Origin of the sequence: Caballeronia sp. dw_19 (assembly GCF_018449515.1) — a bacterium.
Lineage (GTDB): Bacteria > Pseudomonadota > Gammaproteobacteria > Burkholderiales > Burkholderiaceae > Caballeronia.
In genome coordinates, this window is record NZ_JAAVUQ010000015.1 from 115,056 (window position 1) to 132,993 (window position 17,938).

Annotated in this window: 14 protein-coding genes and 4 pseudogenes; 13 read left to right on the forward strand and 5 right to left on the reverse strand. The window is 55.7% G+C overall.

Annotation, left to right across the window (positions count from 1 at the left end; genetic code table 11):
• Positions 1–79: 79 nt before the first annotated feature.
• From HB376_RS20785 to HB376_RS20825, 9 genes are all read left to right on the forward strand, one after another.
• Complete coding sequence (locus tag HB376_RS20785; RefSeq protein ID WP_213765554.1) at positions 80–1,312, forward strand: MFS transporter; 1,233 nt, start codon at positions 80–82, stop codon at positions 1,310–1,312.
• A 131-nt stretch (positions 1,313–1,443) separates the two neighbouring features.
• Entirely contained in the window at positions 1,444–2,238 is a 795-nt protein-coding gene (locus tag HB376_RS20790) for a carbon-nitrogen hydrolase family protein (protein WP_213765555.1), read from the forward strand.
• Positions 2,235–3,284: a TauD/TfdA family dioxygenase gene (locus HB376_RS20795; protein WP_213765556.1), complete on the forward strand. Its 1,050-nt coding sequence runs from the start codon at positions 2,235–2,237 to the stop codon at positions 3,282–3,284. The genes HB376_RS20790 and HB376_RS20795 overlap by 4 nt, the downstream gene beginning before the upstream one ends.
• Positions 3,281–3,610, forward strand: a complete 330-nt coding sequence (locus HB376_RS20800) for a carboxymuconolactone decarboxylase family protein (RefSeq protein ID WP_213765557.1) — start codon at positions 3,281–3,283, stop codon at positions 3,608–3,610. Before HB376_RS20795 ends, HB376_RS20800 begins: the two co-directional genes overlap by 4 nt.
• Before the next feature lie 51 nt (positions 3,611–3,661).
• Positions 3,662–3,964 carry a hypothetical protein gene (locus tag HB376_RS20805; RefSeq protein WP_213765558.1) on the forward strand — a complete coding sequence of 101 codons (303 nt, stop codon included), beginning with the start codon at positions 3,662–3,664 and terminating at the stop codon, positions 3,962–3,964.
• Positions 3,965–4,000: 36 nt separating this feature from the next.
• Positions 4,001–4,855 carry a hypothetical protein gene (locus HB376_RS20810; protein WP_213765559.1) on the forward strand — a complete coding sequence of 285 codons (855 nt, stop codon included), beginning with the start codon at positions 4,001–4,003 and terminating at the stop codon, positions 4,853–4,855.
• Positions 4,848–5,519 carry an isochorismatase family cysteine hydrolase gene (locus HB376_RS20815; protein ID WP_213765560.1) on the forward strand — a complete coding sequence of 224 codons (672 nt, stop codon included), beginning with the start codon at positions 4,848–4,850 and terminating at the stop codon, positions 5,517–5,519. The genes HB376_RS20810 and HB376_RS20815 overlap by 8 nt, the downstream gene beginning before the upstream one ends.
• A gap of 181 nt (positions 5,520–5,700) precedes the next feature.
• Positions 5,701–7,167 carry an MDR family MFS transporter gene (locus HB376_RS20820; RefSeq protein WP_213765561.1) on the forward strand — a complete coding sequence of 489 codons (1,467 nt, stop codon included), beginning with the start codon at positions 5,701–5,703 and terminating at the stop codon, positions 7,165–7,167.
• Between the two features lie 441 nt (positions 7,168–7,608).
• Complete coding sequence (locus HB376_RS20825) at positions 7,609–8,703, forward strand: porin (protein WP_213765562.1); 1,095 nt, start codon at positions 7,609–7,611, stop codon at positions 8,701–8,703.
• Between the two features lie 55 nt (positions 8,704–8,758).
• On the opposite strand, the pseudogene HB376_RS20830 reads toward HB376_RS20825, so the two are convergent.
• From HB376_RS20830 to HB376_RS41120, 5 genes and pseudogenes are all read right to left on the reverse strand, one after another.
• Positions 8,759–9,328, reverse strand: a pseudogene (locus HB376_RS20830) (DDE-type integrase/transposase/recombinase); the annotation flags it as partial.
• Positions 9,329–9,605: 277 nt separating this feature from the next.
• A pseudogene (locus HB376_RS20835) lies at positions 9,606–10,624 on the reverse strand (IS110 family transposase).
• 131 nt (positions 10,625–10,755) lie between these two features.
• Positions 10,756–10,869 (reverse strand): annotated as a pseudogene (locus HB376_RS20840) (IS6 family transposase); the annotation flags it as partial.
• 353 nt (positions 10,870–11,222) lie between these two features.
• A complete protein-coding gene (locus HB376_RS20845) occupies positions 11,223–12,635 on the reverse strand; it encodes a PAS domain-containing protein (protein WP_213765563.1) in 1,413 nt (470 codons plus the stop codon).
• Between the two features lie 186 nt (positions 12,636–12,821).
• A pseudogene (locus HB376_RS41120) lies at positions 12,822–13,002 on the reverse strand (IS6 family transposase); the annotation flags it as partial.
• A 527-nt stretch (positions 13,003–13,529) separates the two neighbouring features.
• Between HB376_RS41120 and HB376_RS20850 the strand changes: the two are divergent.
• The 4 genes from HB376_RS20850 (at position 13,530) to HB376_RS20865 (ending at position 17,917) form a co-directional block, all read left to right on the forward strand.
• The gene (locus tag HB376_RS20850) at positions 13,530–14,330 is read left to right on the forward strand and encodes a phytanoyl-CoA dioxygenase family protein (RefSeq protein WP_255631465.1); all 801 of its coding nucleotides are present in this window, start codon (positions 13,530–13,532) and stop codon (positions 14,328–14,330) included.
• Positions 14,331–15,245: 915 nt separating this feature from the next.
• On the forward strand, positions 15,246–16,124 hold the full coding sequence (locus tag HB376_RS20855) for an ABC transporter substrate-binding protein (RefSeq protein ID WP_255631466.1): 879 nt from the start codon (positions 15,246–15,248) through the stop codon (positions 16,122–16,124).
• A 181-nt stretch (positions 16,125–16,305) separates the two neighbouring features.
• Positions 16,306–17,259 carry a DUF3830 domain-containing protein gene (locus HB376_RS20860; RefSeq protein ID WP_213765565.1) on the forward strand — a complete coding sequence of 318 codons (954 nt, stop codon included), beginning with the start codon at positions 16,306–16,308 and terminating at the stop codon, positions 17,257–17,259.
• 358 nt (positions 17,260–17,617) lie between these two features.
• Positions 17,618–17,917 carry a hypothetical protein gene (locus tag HB376_RS20865; RefSeq protein ID WP_255631467.1) on the forward strand — a complete coding sequence of 100 codons (300 nt, stop codon included), beginning with the start codon at positions 17,618–17,620 and terminating at the stop codon, positions 17,915–17,917.
• The last annotated feature ends 21 nt before the right edge of the window (positions 17,918–17,938 follow it).

Sequence of the window (17,938 nt, forward strand, 5' to 3'; positions counted from 1 at the left end):
CTATCGGTTGGCCCGTTCGCGGCGTCCACCGAAGACAAATCGACTGGTTTATATCGTATATATTTCGGAGAACGAATAAATGTCATCCCAAGTCGATAACCCGACAATTACCGGTTCAAGTGGCACGCATGAGGAGCAGCATGCCGCACGTTGGATGATCTTAGCTCTCGCGTGGCTAGCGCTCGTTATAACTTTCGTTGACCGGCTCGCCTGGGCTAACGTGGCCCCGACGGTAAGCTCCGCACTTGCGATGCCGTTGTCGGCCCTGGGCGTGTTCGCAACGGCCTTCTTTTCCGGTTATGTGATCGCTAACCTGGTCGGCGGCCTTGTCACTGACAGGTTTGGCCCGCGGGTCGCACTTGTTATGGCATTGGTTCCACTTGGAATATTCACGTTTATCTTCAGCTTCACTGGTTCGGTCGCCTTCGGCCTGGGCGCGCAATTCCTGATGGGCCTTGCGGCGGGCGCGGACTATGCAGCTTGCATCAAACTGATCGCTTCGTGGTTTCCGATCACGAAGCGCGCAAAGGCAATTGGTTTGCTGATGACTTCGGTTCCGGTTGGCGTCCTGCTCGCGAATGCCATCATTCCCACTCTTCTACTGCATGTCCAGTGGCCGATGGTGTATCGCGGGTTGGGTCTCGCTACGCTCGCGTTCGCATTCGTCCTGATAGCGGTTCTCAGTGATGGCCCTACGGGACGAGCGAAGGCGTTGCCTGCTCAGGCGGGCAGTATTAAGGCGTTGCTGCATGACCGCGACCTGCTGTGCCTCGCGCTGGCCGGCTTCGGTGCCGCGTGGGGAACCTGGGGTTTCGCCTTCTGGGCCAATGCGTTGATGTCTAAGGGCCACGGACTGACTGCGGTGCAGGCGGGGTTTGTGACAACGCTTTTTGGCGCGGCGGCCATCGTCGCCAAACCAGCGACTGGCGCATTGTCGGACTTTCTCGGCGGACGTCGCAAGAGCCTGATCCTGATCGTCCTCGCGATCTATGCAGCGGGGCTTCTCAGTTTCGGCGCACTTGAGACCGCATTCGAGTTTCGCATTGGTGCGCTCGTGCTCGGGTTTTTCGGCTTTAGCTGGGGGCCGCTGATGGCCGCACTCATAGCAGAAGTCGCCGGGCGAAAGTCAGCCGGAACCGCGACCGGTTTCACGAATGCGCTTTGGCAGATGGGTGGCGTACTGGTGCCGGTCGTGATTGGCGTTGTCTTCCAGAGCACGCATTCCTTCTACTGCGCCTTTGCCGTCATGGCGATGGGCCCACTCCTGGCGTTCTTTGCGATGCTTTTCGTGCAAGAGAAGAAAAACTTTTGATTCAATAATTTCCAAATTATGTTGACGTTGGAAATTAATCGGATGACCATTCAACTTGTGGCGGGTGCACGGGCAATCTCGCCGAGAGCGTTTAACGGAAGGAATCCATCTTGAAGATCGTATCTGTCCAAATGAATTCGGACGCGGACAAGGGGCTTAATCTCGATGAGGCCGAGCGGCTAATACGAGCCGCTGTGACCCGCGACCATCCGGATCTGCTGGTTCTGCCAGAGTTCTTTCTCTGTCTGACAGGCAACGCCGCGGGCCAGCGTGATAGCGCTGAAGCGGTACCCGAAGGTCCCGCGTGCCTGCGACTCGGCGCCCTTGCGAAGGAACTGAATGTCGCGATTCACGCCGGCACGCTGATTGAACGTGCTGGTGACGCCTTCTATAACACGGCAGTGATATTCGATCGCGACGGCAGCGTGATCGACACGTACCGCAAAATTCACATGTTCAATGCTTGGATGCCTGACGGCACCCGGATTTCCGAATCAGAGATGGTCAGCCCCGGAGAGTCCATCGTTAGCTACGAATTCGAGGGCGTAAAGGTCGGCTGCGCGACCTGCTATGACCTTCGGTTCCCCGAACTCTTCCAGGCGCTGAGAGCGCGCGACTGCGACGTGGTCCTGCTGCCCGCGGCCTTTACTCTGCAGACGGGCAAGGATCACTGGGAGCCGTTGTTGCGCGCGCGGGCCATCGATACGCAAATGTATGTCTTTGCCGCCGGTCAGACCGGTAGCCATGCGCGGGGCAAGAAGGCATGTTGGGGCCATTCAATGGTGGTCGATCCCTGGGGTGCGGTGATCGCGCAGGCGTCCGAAGGGCCGGGATGGGTGGCGGGCAACGTCGATCTCAAATATCTGCGTCGTGTGCGACAAAGCCTTCCCGTCAATGAACATCACGTGCTTGGAGCCAATGTATGAGCGGTCAACGTCGCTATACGCCGATCACAGACCCTAGCGCATGGCGCGGCGCCGATTATCAACACAGCGAGGACTGGCTATACCGCTTCACGGATGGGAATATCCGCGACATTCAAGCCGCATTGACCCGTGTACGTGCGGCTAAGATCAGCGATTCCGAGTTAGTGGTGCAGGACTTCGAGCTGCCGAGCATGACCAAAACGCTCGCCGACATTGCCCGCGAAATCGAGTTCGATCGCGGCTTCAAGCTGCTGCGCGGCCTGCCGATTGAGCGCTGGAGCACGGACGACATCAATACGATCTACCTCGGGCTCTCCTTGCATCTGGGCGAGACGACCTCACAAAACGCAAAGGGCAGTCGCCTCGTGTCGGTCGCTGACGCAGGCATCGCAAAGACCGAAATCAACTGGCGCGCCTATTTCGGCAATTCGCAGTTGCATTTTCATTCCGACTTCACGGACGTGGTCGGTCTCCTTTGCATTCGGCCTTCGAAGGAGGGAGGGGTGAGCCGCATCGTGAGCGCGATGACTATCTTCAACACCTTGCTGGAGGAGTCTCCCGAATACGTCGACGTGTTCTATAACGGTTTTTACTTTGACCGAAAAGGTGAGGAGCCGCCGGGTGTCCCAGCGGTCAGCGAGGCACCCATTCCGATGCTCAGCTGGTTCGACGAGCGGCTCAGTTTCCGCTTTTGCCCGGCATTCGCAGAGGCCGCAGCCCGGCGCCGGGACGTACCGCTGACTGCGCTGCAGGTGGCCGCGATCGCGAAGGTCGACGAGATCGGCAATCGTCCCGAGTTGCATCTGGACATGAATTTCCAGACGGGTGACATTCAGTACTTGAACAACTACACGGTCCACCATTCGCGGACCGAATTCAAGGATTTCGACGAGCCCGAGCGCAAGCGCCTGCTCAAACGAATCTGGTTGTGCACCGCACTCGGGCGTGAACTTGCGCCGGGGTTTGGCGAACTTTACGGTCCCGGCACCGCCCGTCTGGGCGTGCCCGCAGTACAAGATCAAACGCCTGAGAAATCGACAAGATGAAAAACACTGACAAACTGCCATCGACGCTGCTCCGGGAAGTGTCGCCCGGCCTGATGGAGGGATTTCAAATATCCCGTGACGCGATTGCGCAGGTCGGATCGCTCGACAAGCAGGCAATGGAAATGGTCATGCTGGCCGCGTTCGTCACCGCTGGCTATGAGGCCGCGGTAAAAATCCACGCGCGGCGCCTGCTCGACATGGGTATGCCAATCGAAAACATCCAGCAGATCGCGCTGGCGACGTTCGGTGCCACCACGACTGTGTCCGGCGCGAGCCGTGCCCTCAAGTGGATAGAAGAGATCGTGGACGGGCAGGGCTCGTCTTGATCTCTAACGGCTGCTGCAAAAACGAAACCAATTAAATCCTTTGGAGTTGTCATGGCTAACGAGTTTGACCCCGATCTTCCCTCTAACCGGCTGGTTTATGAAGTGCGGCGCGACGACGCCGTATGGCCGACGTTCAAGGAACGGGTTGAGGAAGTGATGACCTTCTACGGTCTTTCCGACGCGGAAAAGCAGGCTTGGCGTGACATCGATCTACGTAGACTGGCCGATCTCGGCATGCACCCATACTTTCTGCCACAAGTGACGCGCCTGATGCGCGGTAGCGCCGGGAACCACTCGAAAAGCGCCGCGGCCCAGGCATACCGTGTCGCATTCGGTGACCAGATCGTCGATTGACCCGTTGTAGGTGAATGTACAAGGAGCAACATCAAGATGGCAAAGCTCGTATCAGTCGTAGCAATGGCTCACGCGCCAGGAGTCACCGGGTGGCTCGAGGCTGCCCCGGCGTCAGAACAGAAGGTGATGATCGACGGATATCGCGCGGTCGCTGCCGTGGTGGCTGAATCACGTCCGGATGTAATCATTGGCATCGCGAATGACCACATGCTGAATTTACCACTCAAGAATCCGCCGCACTGGTGCGTCGGAACAGCCGCGCGCTGGAAAGGTCCGGCAGAGTTCTTCAAGGCCTGGCTTAAGCAGCCGGGCTACGAACTGTCGGGCAACGTCGAGGTCGCACAGGCCATTCTGCAAGCGGCCAAGGCCGAGGGTTTTTCGGTCGATGGCCGCAGCGATCTCCTGTTCGACGACAACTGGTCTGTCCCGCTTTGGTTCATGGGCTACGACGTGCCGCTTGTCCCGCTGCAGATGAATTGCATCAACCCACCCACGCCGAGTCCCGAGGACAGCGTTGCGTTCGGAAAGCTTCTTCGGAAGGTGATCCTTGAACAGTTGCCCGCCGACATGCGCGTCGCGGTCGTTGCGACCGGGGGACTCTCGCACGAGCCGGGCGGCCCGCGTTATTTCACGCTCGACGCGGACTTTGATAACTGGTTCCTTGGGTTGATGGAAGAAAGCGACGAATCGCGGGTGGTGCGCGAAGCCACCATCGACAAGATGAATGAAGCGGGCGGCGGTGGGACGACCGAACTCCTCGCCTGGATGGTCGCGATGGCGGCGGCGGGTGGGGCAAAGGCGCGCACTGTGTTCTACGTTGGATCAAAGGAAATGCGCTGCGGCGTTGGTGCCAGCGCCTGGGAGAATGTCGCGGAGCTAGACGGTGCGTGAGGAAGCACTCAACGTCCAGGCGGTAAGGCAGCCGCCGCTGATTGAACAGCGAGAACGCCTGGCGGTTTCGCGATCGGCACTAGTCATTGTTGACTTGCAAAATGACTTCTGTGCAACTGGGGGCTATATCCATCAGCTAGGCAAGGACGTTGCTGCCTATAGGAGCCTCATCGAGCCGGTCGAGCGAGTCCTGCAGGTCGCGCGCACGGCGAGTGTCCCCGTGATTTGGCTGCGGGCAAGCTACGAGAATGAGTCCATCACGCCGGGCATGCTCGCGAAGAAACAGTTGATGGGCGTCCAGGCAGAGTGCTGCGTGCCAGGAACGTGGGGCTACGAGTACTTCGGGCCGGCGCCGGTCGAAGGCGAAAGCGTCTTCGACAAGCATACTTACTCCGGCTTCAGCAATGCCTCATTCGACGTGTTTCTGCAGGTGAGGAACGTGGAGACGCTGGTGTTTTGTGGCGTGCAGACCAATGTGTGCGTGGAGTCGACGCTGCGCGACGCACATAGCCGTAGCTATTACGTCGCGTTAGTTCGTGACGGCGTTGCTTCGCACACAAAGGCGCTGCACGATGCAACGCTCGCTAACGTAGGCTTTCTGTTCGGCGACGTACTTGCGGCGGACGAGCTCGCAGCCCTGTGGGAGGTCAAGCGCGAGATATGAACTGCGCCGCAGCGCAAACCTCACGCTCGCGGCCTATTCGCATTTACTCAATCCCGTGTGACGCACCGTAGCCCCGAGTCGGATTTCACCGATAGCCAGTGCTATGCACAACTAAAATTCTGCCGTACTGCCACCTATGTCTCGTCCTGTTTCGCCAGTCCACCGCGTACTTGGCTGTCTTATGTTGTCGATCTTTCTTGGCGCGCTCGATCAGACGATCGTGGCCGTAGCGCTTCCGGCCATCTCAACCGACTTCGGCCGGCTAGGCCTGGTATCGTGGGTCATCTCGGGATATATGGTCGGGATGACCGTGGCCACGCCCATATACGGCAAGTTGGGCGATCTGTATGGTCGGCGAAGAATGATGCTGGTCGCTATCTGCCTGTTCACTTCAGCGTCCGTGCTGTGTGCGGTTTCACCGTCGCTGTGGGTACTGATTCTGCTACGCGCAGCGCAGGGGATAGGGGCGGGCGGGCTACTATCGATCGGCCAGGCAATCATCGGTGATCTCGTCTCGCCACGAGAACGGGGACGCTACCAGGGTTACTTCAGCGGCATGTACGCGCTGGCGAGTATCGCTGGCCCGATAGTCGGCGGCGTCTTGACTCAATATGTGTCGTGGCGCTGGATTTTTGGCCTGAACCTTCCGCTAGGGCTATGGGCCATGTATCTGGCGTTTTCGCGGCTTGACGGTTTGCCTTCAGTGCGCCGCGACGCCACAATTGATTACGTCGGCATCGCGCTCACCACAATCGGGCTTACAACATTGTTGCTCGCCATGACCCTCATGAACCATGGCAGTAATGCTTCGCCCTACACAAACGGTGCACTCTTCGTATTGTCGTTACTCTGCTTCGTACTATTGGTTCCCGCACAACGCAAGGCGGTCCAGCCGTTCATCCCGTTGCGCCTCTTCGCAACGGCCAGCTCCTCGTGGGCGCTTTGCATTTCGTTTTTCTCCAACTTTCAAGTCATCGCCCTCTCGCTGCTCATTCCCTTGAGATACCAGATCGTCGTGGGAAGCCAGGCGGGCAGCGCCGCGCTGCATTTGATGCCGCTCGCGATGGGCCTTCCGATCGGTGCGTATTTAGGCGGTAAGACGACGTCGCGTACCGGTCGCTGCCGTCCTCAGATGCTAGCCGGCGCGATAGTCATGCCATTTGCGCTGGCGACGCTGGCCTTTATCGATCCCGGAGATCATTGGCTGAGCGGAGTGGTGACTCTCATTGCCGGCATCTCGGCGGGGGTGCTGTTTCCGACATCGCTGGTTACCGTACAGAATGTCGTGCCTCGCTCGGAGATCGGAGTAGCGACAGCAACCACGAGCTTGTTTCGAAGTCTTGGGGGCACGGTGGGTGTCACACTGGCCTCCGCCGTTTTGCTCGGGATGATGCAAAACCTCGTGCTCCCCACGCTTGGTTCTTGGTCCGCGCATTCGTCTTCGATCGACTCACTGTTCAAGACCCTGGGAGAGGTCTCCGGCACGACACTCGGATTAGCGCGTGTCATGGCAGCATCTGTTTTTCGTTCAGTGCTTTTGTTCGCAGCGGTGATTTCCGCGATCAATATCGCCGCTGCGTGGGCGCTCCCTGATCAAACTCTACGCGACAAGCTGCCGGAAAGTGATCTGAAAGCGCAGCTTGAATGAGTGCCGGCATAGCGCGATAGACGAGGCCGGCAGTTAGCGCGGGGTGGGTGCCCAGCTTGACGTCAATGCGTACGGCGAGACGGACACGCCCGGGCAGTGGAATCTCGTTGTTGTCTGCTGGCTGAATCAGCCGCGGTGATTACAGACTGTGCCACTGAGGGTCTAGCAGTTTATAAATTTCCACAAATATAAAAATATTGGAAATTATATTGACTCGTGGAAATTGGCTATGAACAATCGGCCGTGTTGTGCTTCTTGTCTCAATCTTGGCCTAACCAGTACGTGAGACTGATCGTCGTCTTGGTCAGGACAAGCAGGATCTCAACTGAGGTTCTTTAAGTAACAAGTCGAGTCGTAGTTCGCGTACAGGTCGCATGACTAACTCCCATATCAAATGGGTCAAAAAGCTACCGACAGAAATAATAAATTAGGAAACCTAACATGAAGAAGGTTGCACTATCTTATGCGGCACTCTTTGCGTACGCCGCGTCGGCTCATGCGCAGTCCAGCGTTACCCTTTACGGCGTGCTGGACGACGGAATTTCATACGTGTCGAACGAGGGCGGCCATTCAGCTTTTCTTCTCGCAGATACCATTTCGCAAGGTAATCGTGTGGGCTTGAAAGGTGTCGAGGACTTGGGCGGTGGACTCAAGACGCTCTTCACGCTAGAGATGTTTCCGAACCTGAATACCGGTGCGCTACGTGGGCCCACAGGAACAGAATTCTCGCGCGGTGCGTACGTCGGACTGGCACAGGATGACTACGGTCAAGTGACCATAGGTCGTCAGTACGATTTCATGACCTATGCGCTTGTGCAATATACCGGAGGCCTTTATTCAGGGATTCTCGACGTTCATCCCGGTGACATCGATCGTGGCTCGGGCCAGTGGCTCAACAATTCCGTTCAGTTTCAATCTGTAACTTTCAGTGGGGCAAAGTTTGGCGCCATGTACAGTTTTGGAGAAAACAGTACAACTACCACCAACTACGGACGAGCATTCAGCCTCTTGGGTACCTACGCACACGGACCGTTCAGCGCAAGTGCGGCGATGACCGACATCAATGGGCTGACGTTTTCTCCTTATACGGGTCTGGGTCTGATTTCGATTTTTGGGCAGGATTTCAGTGCCACATCAGCCACATCGATCGTGCTGAAAAACTTGCGCACGGTTGGCTTTGGAACATCCTATCAATTCGGTCGACTCAAGCTTGCAGGCGTGTATAGCAATACGCGGCTTGATTCCGGTGCGAGTGGCAGCGAGACAAGCCAGAGTTTTGAGGGCGACGCAGCATTTTTCTTTACTCCTTCGTTGATTCTCTCAGGCGGTTATTCATATTCTAAGCTTCAGAGTTCCAAGTGGAACAAGTTCGATGCAGTGTTGGACTACTTACTGTCTAAGCGGACTGATGTCTATTTTAGCGGTCATTATTTAAAGGCGTCGGGGCCGGGCACCGTTGCGGTCTATACAACCATGACGCCGTCATCGGACAACAAGCAGGCAGTTGTGAGGATCGGCATGCGGCACCGATTTTAGGGGCTTTGTCCACTTGCCAAGAGTGAGACGGGACGACGGCAGATACGACAAGTGGTCAGAAAGCAGTCGACGGATTTCGGGTGACTTCGGTGATTTCGCACCACGCAACGAAACGCGCCGCGAGTTGTTTCCGATAAAGTGAAGCGCGCAGCAGATGCCGCTTGAGCGCGAAATGTTGCCGGATCGGCCCAAAGCACGAGAGAAATTTCTGTGTGCGTTTAGGATCGCGAAAGCCGCGCATGCGTCGCTCGCGCTCGCGCGTCCGTTGATGGCTGTTCTCTGCGCGGTTATTCAGTCGGGCCGCAGCTTTAACGAACACGTGCTTCACGTTCGCAAGTTCCGGGATCTCCGCTTTTGCCACCGGATAGCTGCGCAACTGATCGGTGACGATCTTGCGCGGCACTGCGTTCAAGCGCAGCACACCCCAGAAGAAGCGCTTGGCAGCGGCTTTGTCGCGCCGCTTTTGCAGCAGGATGTCGAGTTCGGCGCCATGCTCGTCGACCGCACGCCACAGCAGGTACGGCTCGCCACGTAGCGTGACGAACATCTCGTCGAGGTGCCACGTGCTACCGGGCTTGCGGCGCGCGGCTTTAACTCGATGCGCAAAGCCCTTACCGAACTTGTCTACATGAACGCCCCCCTTTGCGCCAGGTTTTCGTGTGCTTTGATTAACAGGATGGGTTTCAGCTCTACATTCGGCCTTTTTGCAGTCTGCTTCGCTGCAGGCCCCTATGAAATCCGCTGACTCACGCCTCATTCGCACCACGAGATCATTAGTCTCTGACAAGTTCTCAGGTTTGGTGAGTCCCGGTCCGACCTGTATCGTCATCACACTCGAATGCCAACGCAACCTTGACGTTCCATTGCATACAACGAAGCTGCTGACACTGAACACTGACTGCTTACACCGGCCTCACACTCCGGTAACCCTTCTCATACGGCCTTTGATGTGCCAGTAGTGCCCAGATTGTTCGGGCTATCTTGTTGGTCAGCGCTACGACAACCACGTTCAGCGGTCGACGCTTTTTCATCTGCTCGACCCATTCGCCGGGGTCTTTCGCATGAGTCAAAACGCTACGCGCACCATGAATCAGCAGTGTTCTCAATAGGTATCGCCGCGCTTGCTAATTCCCAATAGCTCGACCTTGCCCCCGGAACGGGTCGGCCCAGGCACAAGACCGAGCCACGCCGCGAACTCGCGACCAGACCTGAACGACTTCGCATGCCCCATCGTCGCTACCGCCGCTGTTGCAGTCAGAAGACCCGCACCGGGTATCGCTGCGATCGCCCTGGCTGCATCATCCTGTTTCATCCACGCCTGCAAACGGCGCTCGATCTGGACAATCTGCTGGTCCAGCGCATCCAGCCCATTCCACTGTTCGCGAAGCGTATCAATGAATATCACCGGCAGACGCTCCGACAGCTTCTCCAGTACGCCGGCGATGGTCCTGTCGAGTGCGGCACGACCGGCTCCCATTACCTCTCCATATTCGGTCAGCAGACCCCGCAGGCTGTTGATTTGCATCGTGCGAAACTTCATCAGTTGTTGCCGCATCCGGTGTAGCGCCAGGACGGCCTGTTGCGCTTCGGTCTTCACGGCGACTTCCTTGTTGGGCACCTGCGTGGCCATCCAGATCGCCCGGGCGTCCGCCACATCGTTCTTGTTTCCGGTAACGAACGCCTTGACGAACTTCGCGGGCATCAGCTTCACACGATGGCCCATTTCGATCAACCGCCGGGCCCAATGCTGGGAGCCACCACAGGACTCCATGCCGATCAGACAAGGAGAGCGATTGGCAAAGTATTCAAGAAATACTGCTCTTTTGATGGGTTTGTTCACGATCTCGCCGCTGTCCGGGTCGACCCAATGAACTTGCATCACGTTCTTCGCGATATCCACACCCACTATCGTATGCGTCATGATCGCTACTCCGGTTTGCCTGGGAAGATCTTTATGATCCGCCAGCTTTGGCACTTCGATTCCGTCCCCCTGTGGGTAAGGGCAACACTCTGCATATCTCCATCGGTTGGCGGGGGCCTTTCATTCCATTCGCACCAGCATCGGATCGTCTCGTACGTCACGATCACGCCCCGCTCGAACAGCAACTCTTCAATGTCGCGCAAGCTTAACTGGAAGCGGAAATACCAGCGAACTGCGCAACTGATGACGCCAGCTGGGAACCGGTGACCGTGATAAAGCGATTTTTATTTCTTCATCTCGTCATCTTACGTGACTGGTTCAACAATCTAACAATTACGTTACTAAACGTGCACCCTCAGGCGTTGACCAATCAGGGCTGGCGGCGCGCTGTACAGAATACTGCGTGTAGTAAATGTGCTGTAGCGTGCGACGCGCGCTTCCTTCTCGACGAACTCGGGCGTGCGCCTCAGCGCAGATCCGTGATCTGTTCACGCTCGAGGCGGGACGTCGCCGCGTTACACTGGTTGACGCGCATGACGATCTCACGCAGAAACTCATCGTAGGTCGCGCGGTCGGCGAAGTCCCGATGACCGCGCTGTTACTCCGGTTCGATATCGCTAAGAATAGCTGCTACAGGCACCGCGAATTCCCAACTTACCCCGCTGGCGTCAAAGGCGTGAGTCACTTTTGCACCGTGGCGAGCAAACGGATTACGTCCGATTACGGTCGTCCCAAAGCCTCGTCGTTGTGTCGTCGTGACCTCGGGGCCCCCGGATTCCTTCCAGTGCAGGCGGAAGAACCTTCCATCCGGTCTCTCCTCGACCTCCCAGGTGATCGTCACCGTCCCGCAGTCATTCGAGAGCGCACCATATTTGATCGCGTTCGTTGTCAGTTCGTGCATCGCCAAGCCGATCATCTCGGCAGCCCCCGGACGCAGCCGTAAATCGGGATCGCCATTGAGGAGCATGTGCTTCTCCTGCGCACCGCCTGCGATAGCCGTTTGCGACCAAACCAGATCCTGGACCGTAATCCCGACCCATTGACCTTCTATGAGCAGGTCCTGGCTCCTGGATATGGAACAAAGGCGTTGATCAAGGGCTTTGACGAAGTCGGCTCTTGGGTCCGGCACCGTACGCCTGATCAACGCCTGAACAACCGTTAGCATGTTCTTCGAGCGATGATCCAGCTCGCGCAAGAGCAGTTCAATCCGGCGCTGGTTTTCCTTTTGCGTCGTAACATCACGCGAAACGCACAGAATCGCGTCGACCTCCCCACTCCCATTCTTGAGTGGCGTAAGCATGTTGTCCCAGTAGCGAACGCCTTCCCCCGACAGGCGACTTATGCCGGGAAAGCGGGCAGGGCGTCCTTCCCCGGCATACCGGAACGCTGTCCGGCCGTCTTCATGGACTTCTTCGGGGAGCAGATTCAGCCAGTCCATACCGAAACCTGAGTTTTCCTGAACGTTGAGCGCAATACAGCCGGCCTTATTCATGTGCTGCAACTTGCCATCGACCGTGATGACCTTGATGCAGTCCAGGCTAACATTGAGCATGTCAGTTTGGATCTTCGATTTCTGGGCTAGATTGAATTTATAAAGTTTGCGTTCATGAATGTCAGTCAGAATATAGAGCCAGAAGCGGATCTGCCCCCACTCGTCGAGCTGAGGGTGCGCCCGTAGCAGGAACCAGCGCTCTCCGCCCTCGATATTGGTAAGGCGAAGGTCGATGCTGAAAGAAGTGGCGGACGCCATGGCGTCCGCCACTTCACGGCGTACATCGCATCTATCGGCTTCATAAATGCATTCTGTCCAATTGGGGGAAACGAACTGATCTGCGTTGCCCGACGCGTATTGCCTCCAGGGCTTGTTGAAGTACTCGTAGAATCCATCAGGCCCTATAACGCAGATCAAATCTGGTAAATAGTCCAATGCTTCATAGGGAAGCAACGGTTGAGATGAGTTCCCTGCGCCGCGGTGGTGGATGTTCTTTTCTCCATGGGTTTCTGTTTTCATAAATTGAGCGCGCGACCCTTTCGATTCATCACATTCTACTCCGCTGAATGAGGCTGAATAGTCGGCGGGTACCCACCCCCGGTATGGGTACTTCAAATTCACCTACTTGATCGCTCCGCCGTAGACCACTACATAGTTGTCAGTAGCCAAACATCCTGTCGCCCGCGCAGCAACAAAGCGGTTACAGCGTTTGACAAACTCGGGCTTATAACGCCTCGACACACCCGGCGCAGAATCGTGGTGTGAGCCAGCGACAAACCCTGCTCGGTCATCATTTCGACCAGATCGCGTAGGCTGAGCTTGGAGCGCAGGTACACAGAATGATGATCTCCCGATCAACATGGCGTCCTCCTAATAACTCCTCCAGACTCTTCAGCTTGCTCGTCGCGGGTCATCAGTTTGTTTTTGCTCCAACAACTCTAGCCGATCCGCCGACCCTATTTGCCCCAGAGCCTATGCGCGCCCGGTGCGTTGGCAGGTAGGAGCATGCGTGCATGCGCTGTTTGAACTCGCTCTAAGTATCAGCAGATCTTCGACGTGGATAGAAAGGCTCTTTCATCGACATCTGCCCACACCTCGTCCAGGTTTGATGGGATACTTTTATTTATGTTCAATAACATATAAATCATTGAACAAATGAAAAAAATGAACATAATATGCGCTTTTGGTAGAGAGCTGCCGCACGCGAATGAGCCCAAGCCTGTTCATAGCGTTCACTCCCAATTAGGTGGTAAATGAGGCTGCATGCCTGAATCTATGAGATTAAATGCTTAGCAATGACGCGTCATGCCGAGACGAGGCCAGCACTGCGGTCAGTTGCAACCTCGTTGCGCGTATTCAAGGCGGGTGCCTTAGCCCTCAAATTTTTGATCAGGAGCAGTCATGTCACCCACGTTGAACGTCGAACAGATCGATATGTTCCGCAAGGACGGTGTTGTTTGCCTGCGTAATGTCTTCAGCCCTGATTGGGTTGGACTGGTCGAGCGAGGTATCGCACGCAATCTGGCGGAGCCTGGTCCTTTCGCCAATTATGCGGACGGGGACAAGAAGCAGTTCTTCCAGGACGCCAACAACTGGCGAAGAATCCCCGAATTCGAGGAATTCGCACGTCACTCGCCAGCGCGAGTGGTTGCCGCCCAACTGCTGCGTTCCAATAAGATCAACTTTCTTCACGACCACACGCTGGTCAAAAGAGGGGGTACCAGCAAAGCGACTCAATGGCATCAGGATCAACCGTATAGCCCTGTCGACGGCTGGCAATTCTGCACTATTTGGATGCCAGTCGATCCGGTGCCTCGCGACGCGGTGCTCGAATTCGTAGCAGGTTCACATAGCGACAATCGTTGGTATAGACCGCAGCGCTTTATCGACGGGAGCCTGCGTGAAGGTGATGACCCGTGTTGGGAGTTGTTGCCGGATATCGAAGCGGATCGAGCTGCGCATAACATTGTTGCTTGGGGAGTCATGCCGGGTGACGCGTTGGTATTTCATGGCTTGATGCTGCACGGCGCACCGGGAAACCCATATAACACCGCACGTCGGGTGTTGACCACGCGTTGGACCGGCGACGACGCACGCATAAATATACGCAAAGGGAAGTTATCGCCTCCGCTGCCTGAGGTTGGTGCGCCAGCGCATGGCGCGGTTCTGGATTGCGACGCGTTCCCGGTTGTATGGGACAGCGCTAAAGCGTGATGCGATACGCTCGATGCACGCTCTTCGGTATGCTTGGCTAAAGCTAGGTCGGCGGGTTTTACCATATTTACAATGCACCCATTCCGAGTAGTGGAATGGGTGCCGAGTGCAAGCCACGAATATCGCATCGTGCCGCTGGTTCCAGCCCTTCCCGGGCAGCGCGCTCGAACTCTCTCAAACAACCTTTCTAAATGCGAGTTTTTTCTTTCGTGTAATGCGATCGGCAAATTTCAGCTGCCGTGTACGCAGCGGCAATCCTCTTATCTGCATCGGCAATCCGGCTTTGGTTCGCTCCGGTCGTAAATCGATGCGATGAAATCTTTTGGTTGCCCAGCCTTTGCGTTGACGACAGCATAGTGCGAACCGCGTCAAACTAAACAAACTGAGGTGATCTCGGGTCGACTTCCGGGTCACTCATCGACCCGCTGACGGCGGTTATTGCCGAACCGGATGAGTCATGGCCGATGCTTTACGGCTCCAAGGACAGTGCTTGGCGAGCCAGTCAGCCAGCTTTTTTCGCTAGGTCAAACTCTTTGCGTCGGCGGACCTTGGTCATTTTCCCCGCCGTTTCTCATGACGCAAAACCCGGCGCGCCTATTTATGTTCAGTAACATAATAAGTATTGTACATTTTTTTTGTTGTGCATATTCTTACGTCATGGATTGCGCGATGTCACTCACTTTCACCAAGCGTCTGGAAATCTAAAACCACATAAATACTTCGTTATCGCAGTCATTGTCGTCTGATATTAGAGGATTCCTAACGATATGGATGTCAGGGATCGGGGTGATATACCGACTACGCTGTGGTCCGCGCGGAAGCCTGTTTCAAGCATGTAATTGTTATATAGCCTCGCCTTGTGTTAGATCTCAAGGCGCAATTTGCGTCGGCTGTTTTCATTGCTCATATAAACCTATGGATATCGCCATGCGTCGGTCTACAAGCAGTTCTATCCGTCAAGCTGTTAACGTCCTGACTGCCTTGGGTTCTGCATTTTCAGTGGCTTTCTCCCCGGTATTGTTTGCTCAAACAATTAAAGTCCCCGCAGATATTCAGGCCACGCACATCCTTCGGTTCTGTTCCGATCTTTCGAATCCGCCCGCTGATGGAATTGCCGACGATGGCTCCACTCCGTCGGGCGCAGAGGTAGATGTCATGAATGGAATCGGACGCGAACTTGGCGTGAGGACAGAGATAAGCAACTTCCAGTTCTCTGGAATTTTCGGAGCGCTTGATACCGGCAAGTGCGACATGGTCATGGCGAGCTTGGGCAAGACAGCTGACAGGGCGAAGCGCTACGAATTGATTGACTATTGGAGCGTGGCATCAGGCCTGCTGGTTCCGAAAGGTAATCCAAAGCATCTGACGCGCTACGAAGAGCTGACCGGTCAGCGCGTTGCCGTATTGCTTGGTAGCCGTAACTCGAAGGTACTCCATGCGATGAACGACAAGCTTATCGCGGCAGGAAAGCCGCCGATGGAAATTGTCGAATTGGGTACGAACGTCGACGCCTTTCAGGATCTGACGCTAGGCCGCGTGGATGCCTTCTCCAGCGACACGTTGAACATCAACTTCTACAAGTCGCGGGGCCGCGGAAAATTCGAAGTAGGGGGTGTGCCGGTGCCCCCCGTCACGTGGGCAATCGCACTCCAAAAGGGCAACGAAGAGTTGAGGCAAGCCGTTCAGGCTGCGATTGATCGCATGAACGCGAACGGTCAAATGCTCAAGATCGCGAAGACATGGGGCATTGCCGATGGAGTGGGCCTCTGCAGTACAGCCCACCCATGTGAATAACGGTCCGATTTGAACGCTCGGATTGAGCGTTAGCAAAGACGCCGCATGCCCAATCACCTGCATCTCGTATTTGATGTGCCATTTTTCTTGCAGATGTGGTGAAGATGGACAAAGCGCATGACCGTGGAAAACGGTTGTGTAGGTTGAGTAATTTATTGTTTTTTTAAAAGAGGTGTTTTAAATGGGACGTTTGATTGATATTGCCTGGCCTCAACTGAACGTAAAGGTCGTTGCTGAACTGAATGACGAGCGCAATCCGGAGTTGTGTGAAGAGTTTTGGTCACAATTGCCATTCACGGTCACGCAAGCCCATCCAGTTGTATCTGGCGCGTCGATGTACGCGTGGACACCTGTCGTCAGCAGCGCGCCAGTGCATCATCGTCAACTCATCACAGAATGTCCGATTGGCCGTTTGCGCTATTCGCAGTCGACGGGCAACAAGATGTCGGTACAGTACGGCAAGGGCACGGAACCGCTTGCCCAGCCGGTGCTGGGTCAGGTGCTTCCAGAATTTTGCCATCTGCTTCCGGCAGTCGGCAAAGCAGTATGGAACAACCTTTTCTTCGAAAAAGACGTGATCTTCCTCGAAGTCACTCCCCATGAAGGTCAGGGTCACCCGGGTCATCCTGCTGTGCCAGAAAACCTTCCGGCCATCGCGAAGAAACTTCTCGACGAAGCCGATCGCATCCAACTGACAGAACCTGATGAAATCCGGGCGCTGCGTTTGGGCGAAGTGGTTGACGCAGGGACCTACGGTCAGTATTTCAGCGCGTGGGATTTCGCGAACGGCATGCTGCGTGACTACATCATGTACACCATTTACCCAATTCTGACGCTGGCAGGAAAGTTGGAACCGAAGCAACTCAGTCAAGTGCTGAACGAGCTTGACGTACCTTACTCGGACTATCTGTCAGTGGTCGGTTTCAAGAAGCTCGAAGCCTTTGCTGGAGAGGTGCGCGAGGCCGTTGCGAAGGCCGAATCGAAAGAGGAGATTCAGCAGATCCTGCGTGCGTTCCTCAAGTATGGCAATCGTCTGTGTGCATGGTCGTATCAGATGTTCCCCTGGTATCTCGGCATGTTCTATAACCGTAGTAAAGATGGGCAGGAACGCCCGGGCCGCTGGATTCCTGAATAATTCACATGGGGCAAGCGATTCGCGTCTTATCGGTTGTGCAGGTCACGGGTTACCAATCAGCACGCGGTGACGCGACCTAACCCCAACGTAAGCGTTGCACAAGCACCGTCGTTGACGGCGACCGATGGATGTGAGCAGCAGGTTGGAGTCAACATCGTTCTAGCGGACGATCGACGCCACAGAAACGCCAGTCTCGAATGATTGTTCGGCGTATTGCATCCACTGAATCATCTGGTGGATGCAAAAATAGCGATATCCGCTAGCTTCGTACAGAGGGCCTGGGCGCATCGCTTAAATACCACTTAACCGCAAAATGTTGCATGGGGAAAGTACTTCTTCCAAAAAATAGGATTACAAAATGTTTGTTTTTCCCAGATTCGCCATGATTGGCGCAGTTGTCGTAGCTACAAGCCTTGCCGTGCCTGTGACTTCCGTTTTCGCTCAAGAGCCCGCATCGTCGGGATCAACCGCAAAGAAAAAAGCAAAGACGCAGCGAAAGGTCGCACGAAAAGCCGCTCGTGCTAAAACGAACGCGGAGCTTGAAACGCTCAAGAAGAAAGGCTACAAGCCGGAAGGCAAACAGACGAACTATCCGCAAGATCTGCAGGATGCTGAAAGCAAGGCTAATGCGGCGAAACCGGGGCCGGCAGAAAAATAATCCAGAATTCGGGATGTTCCT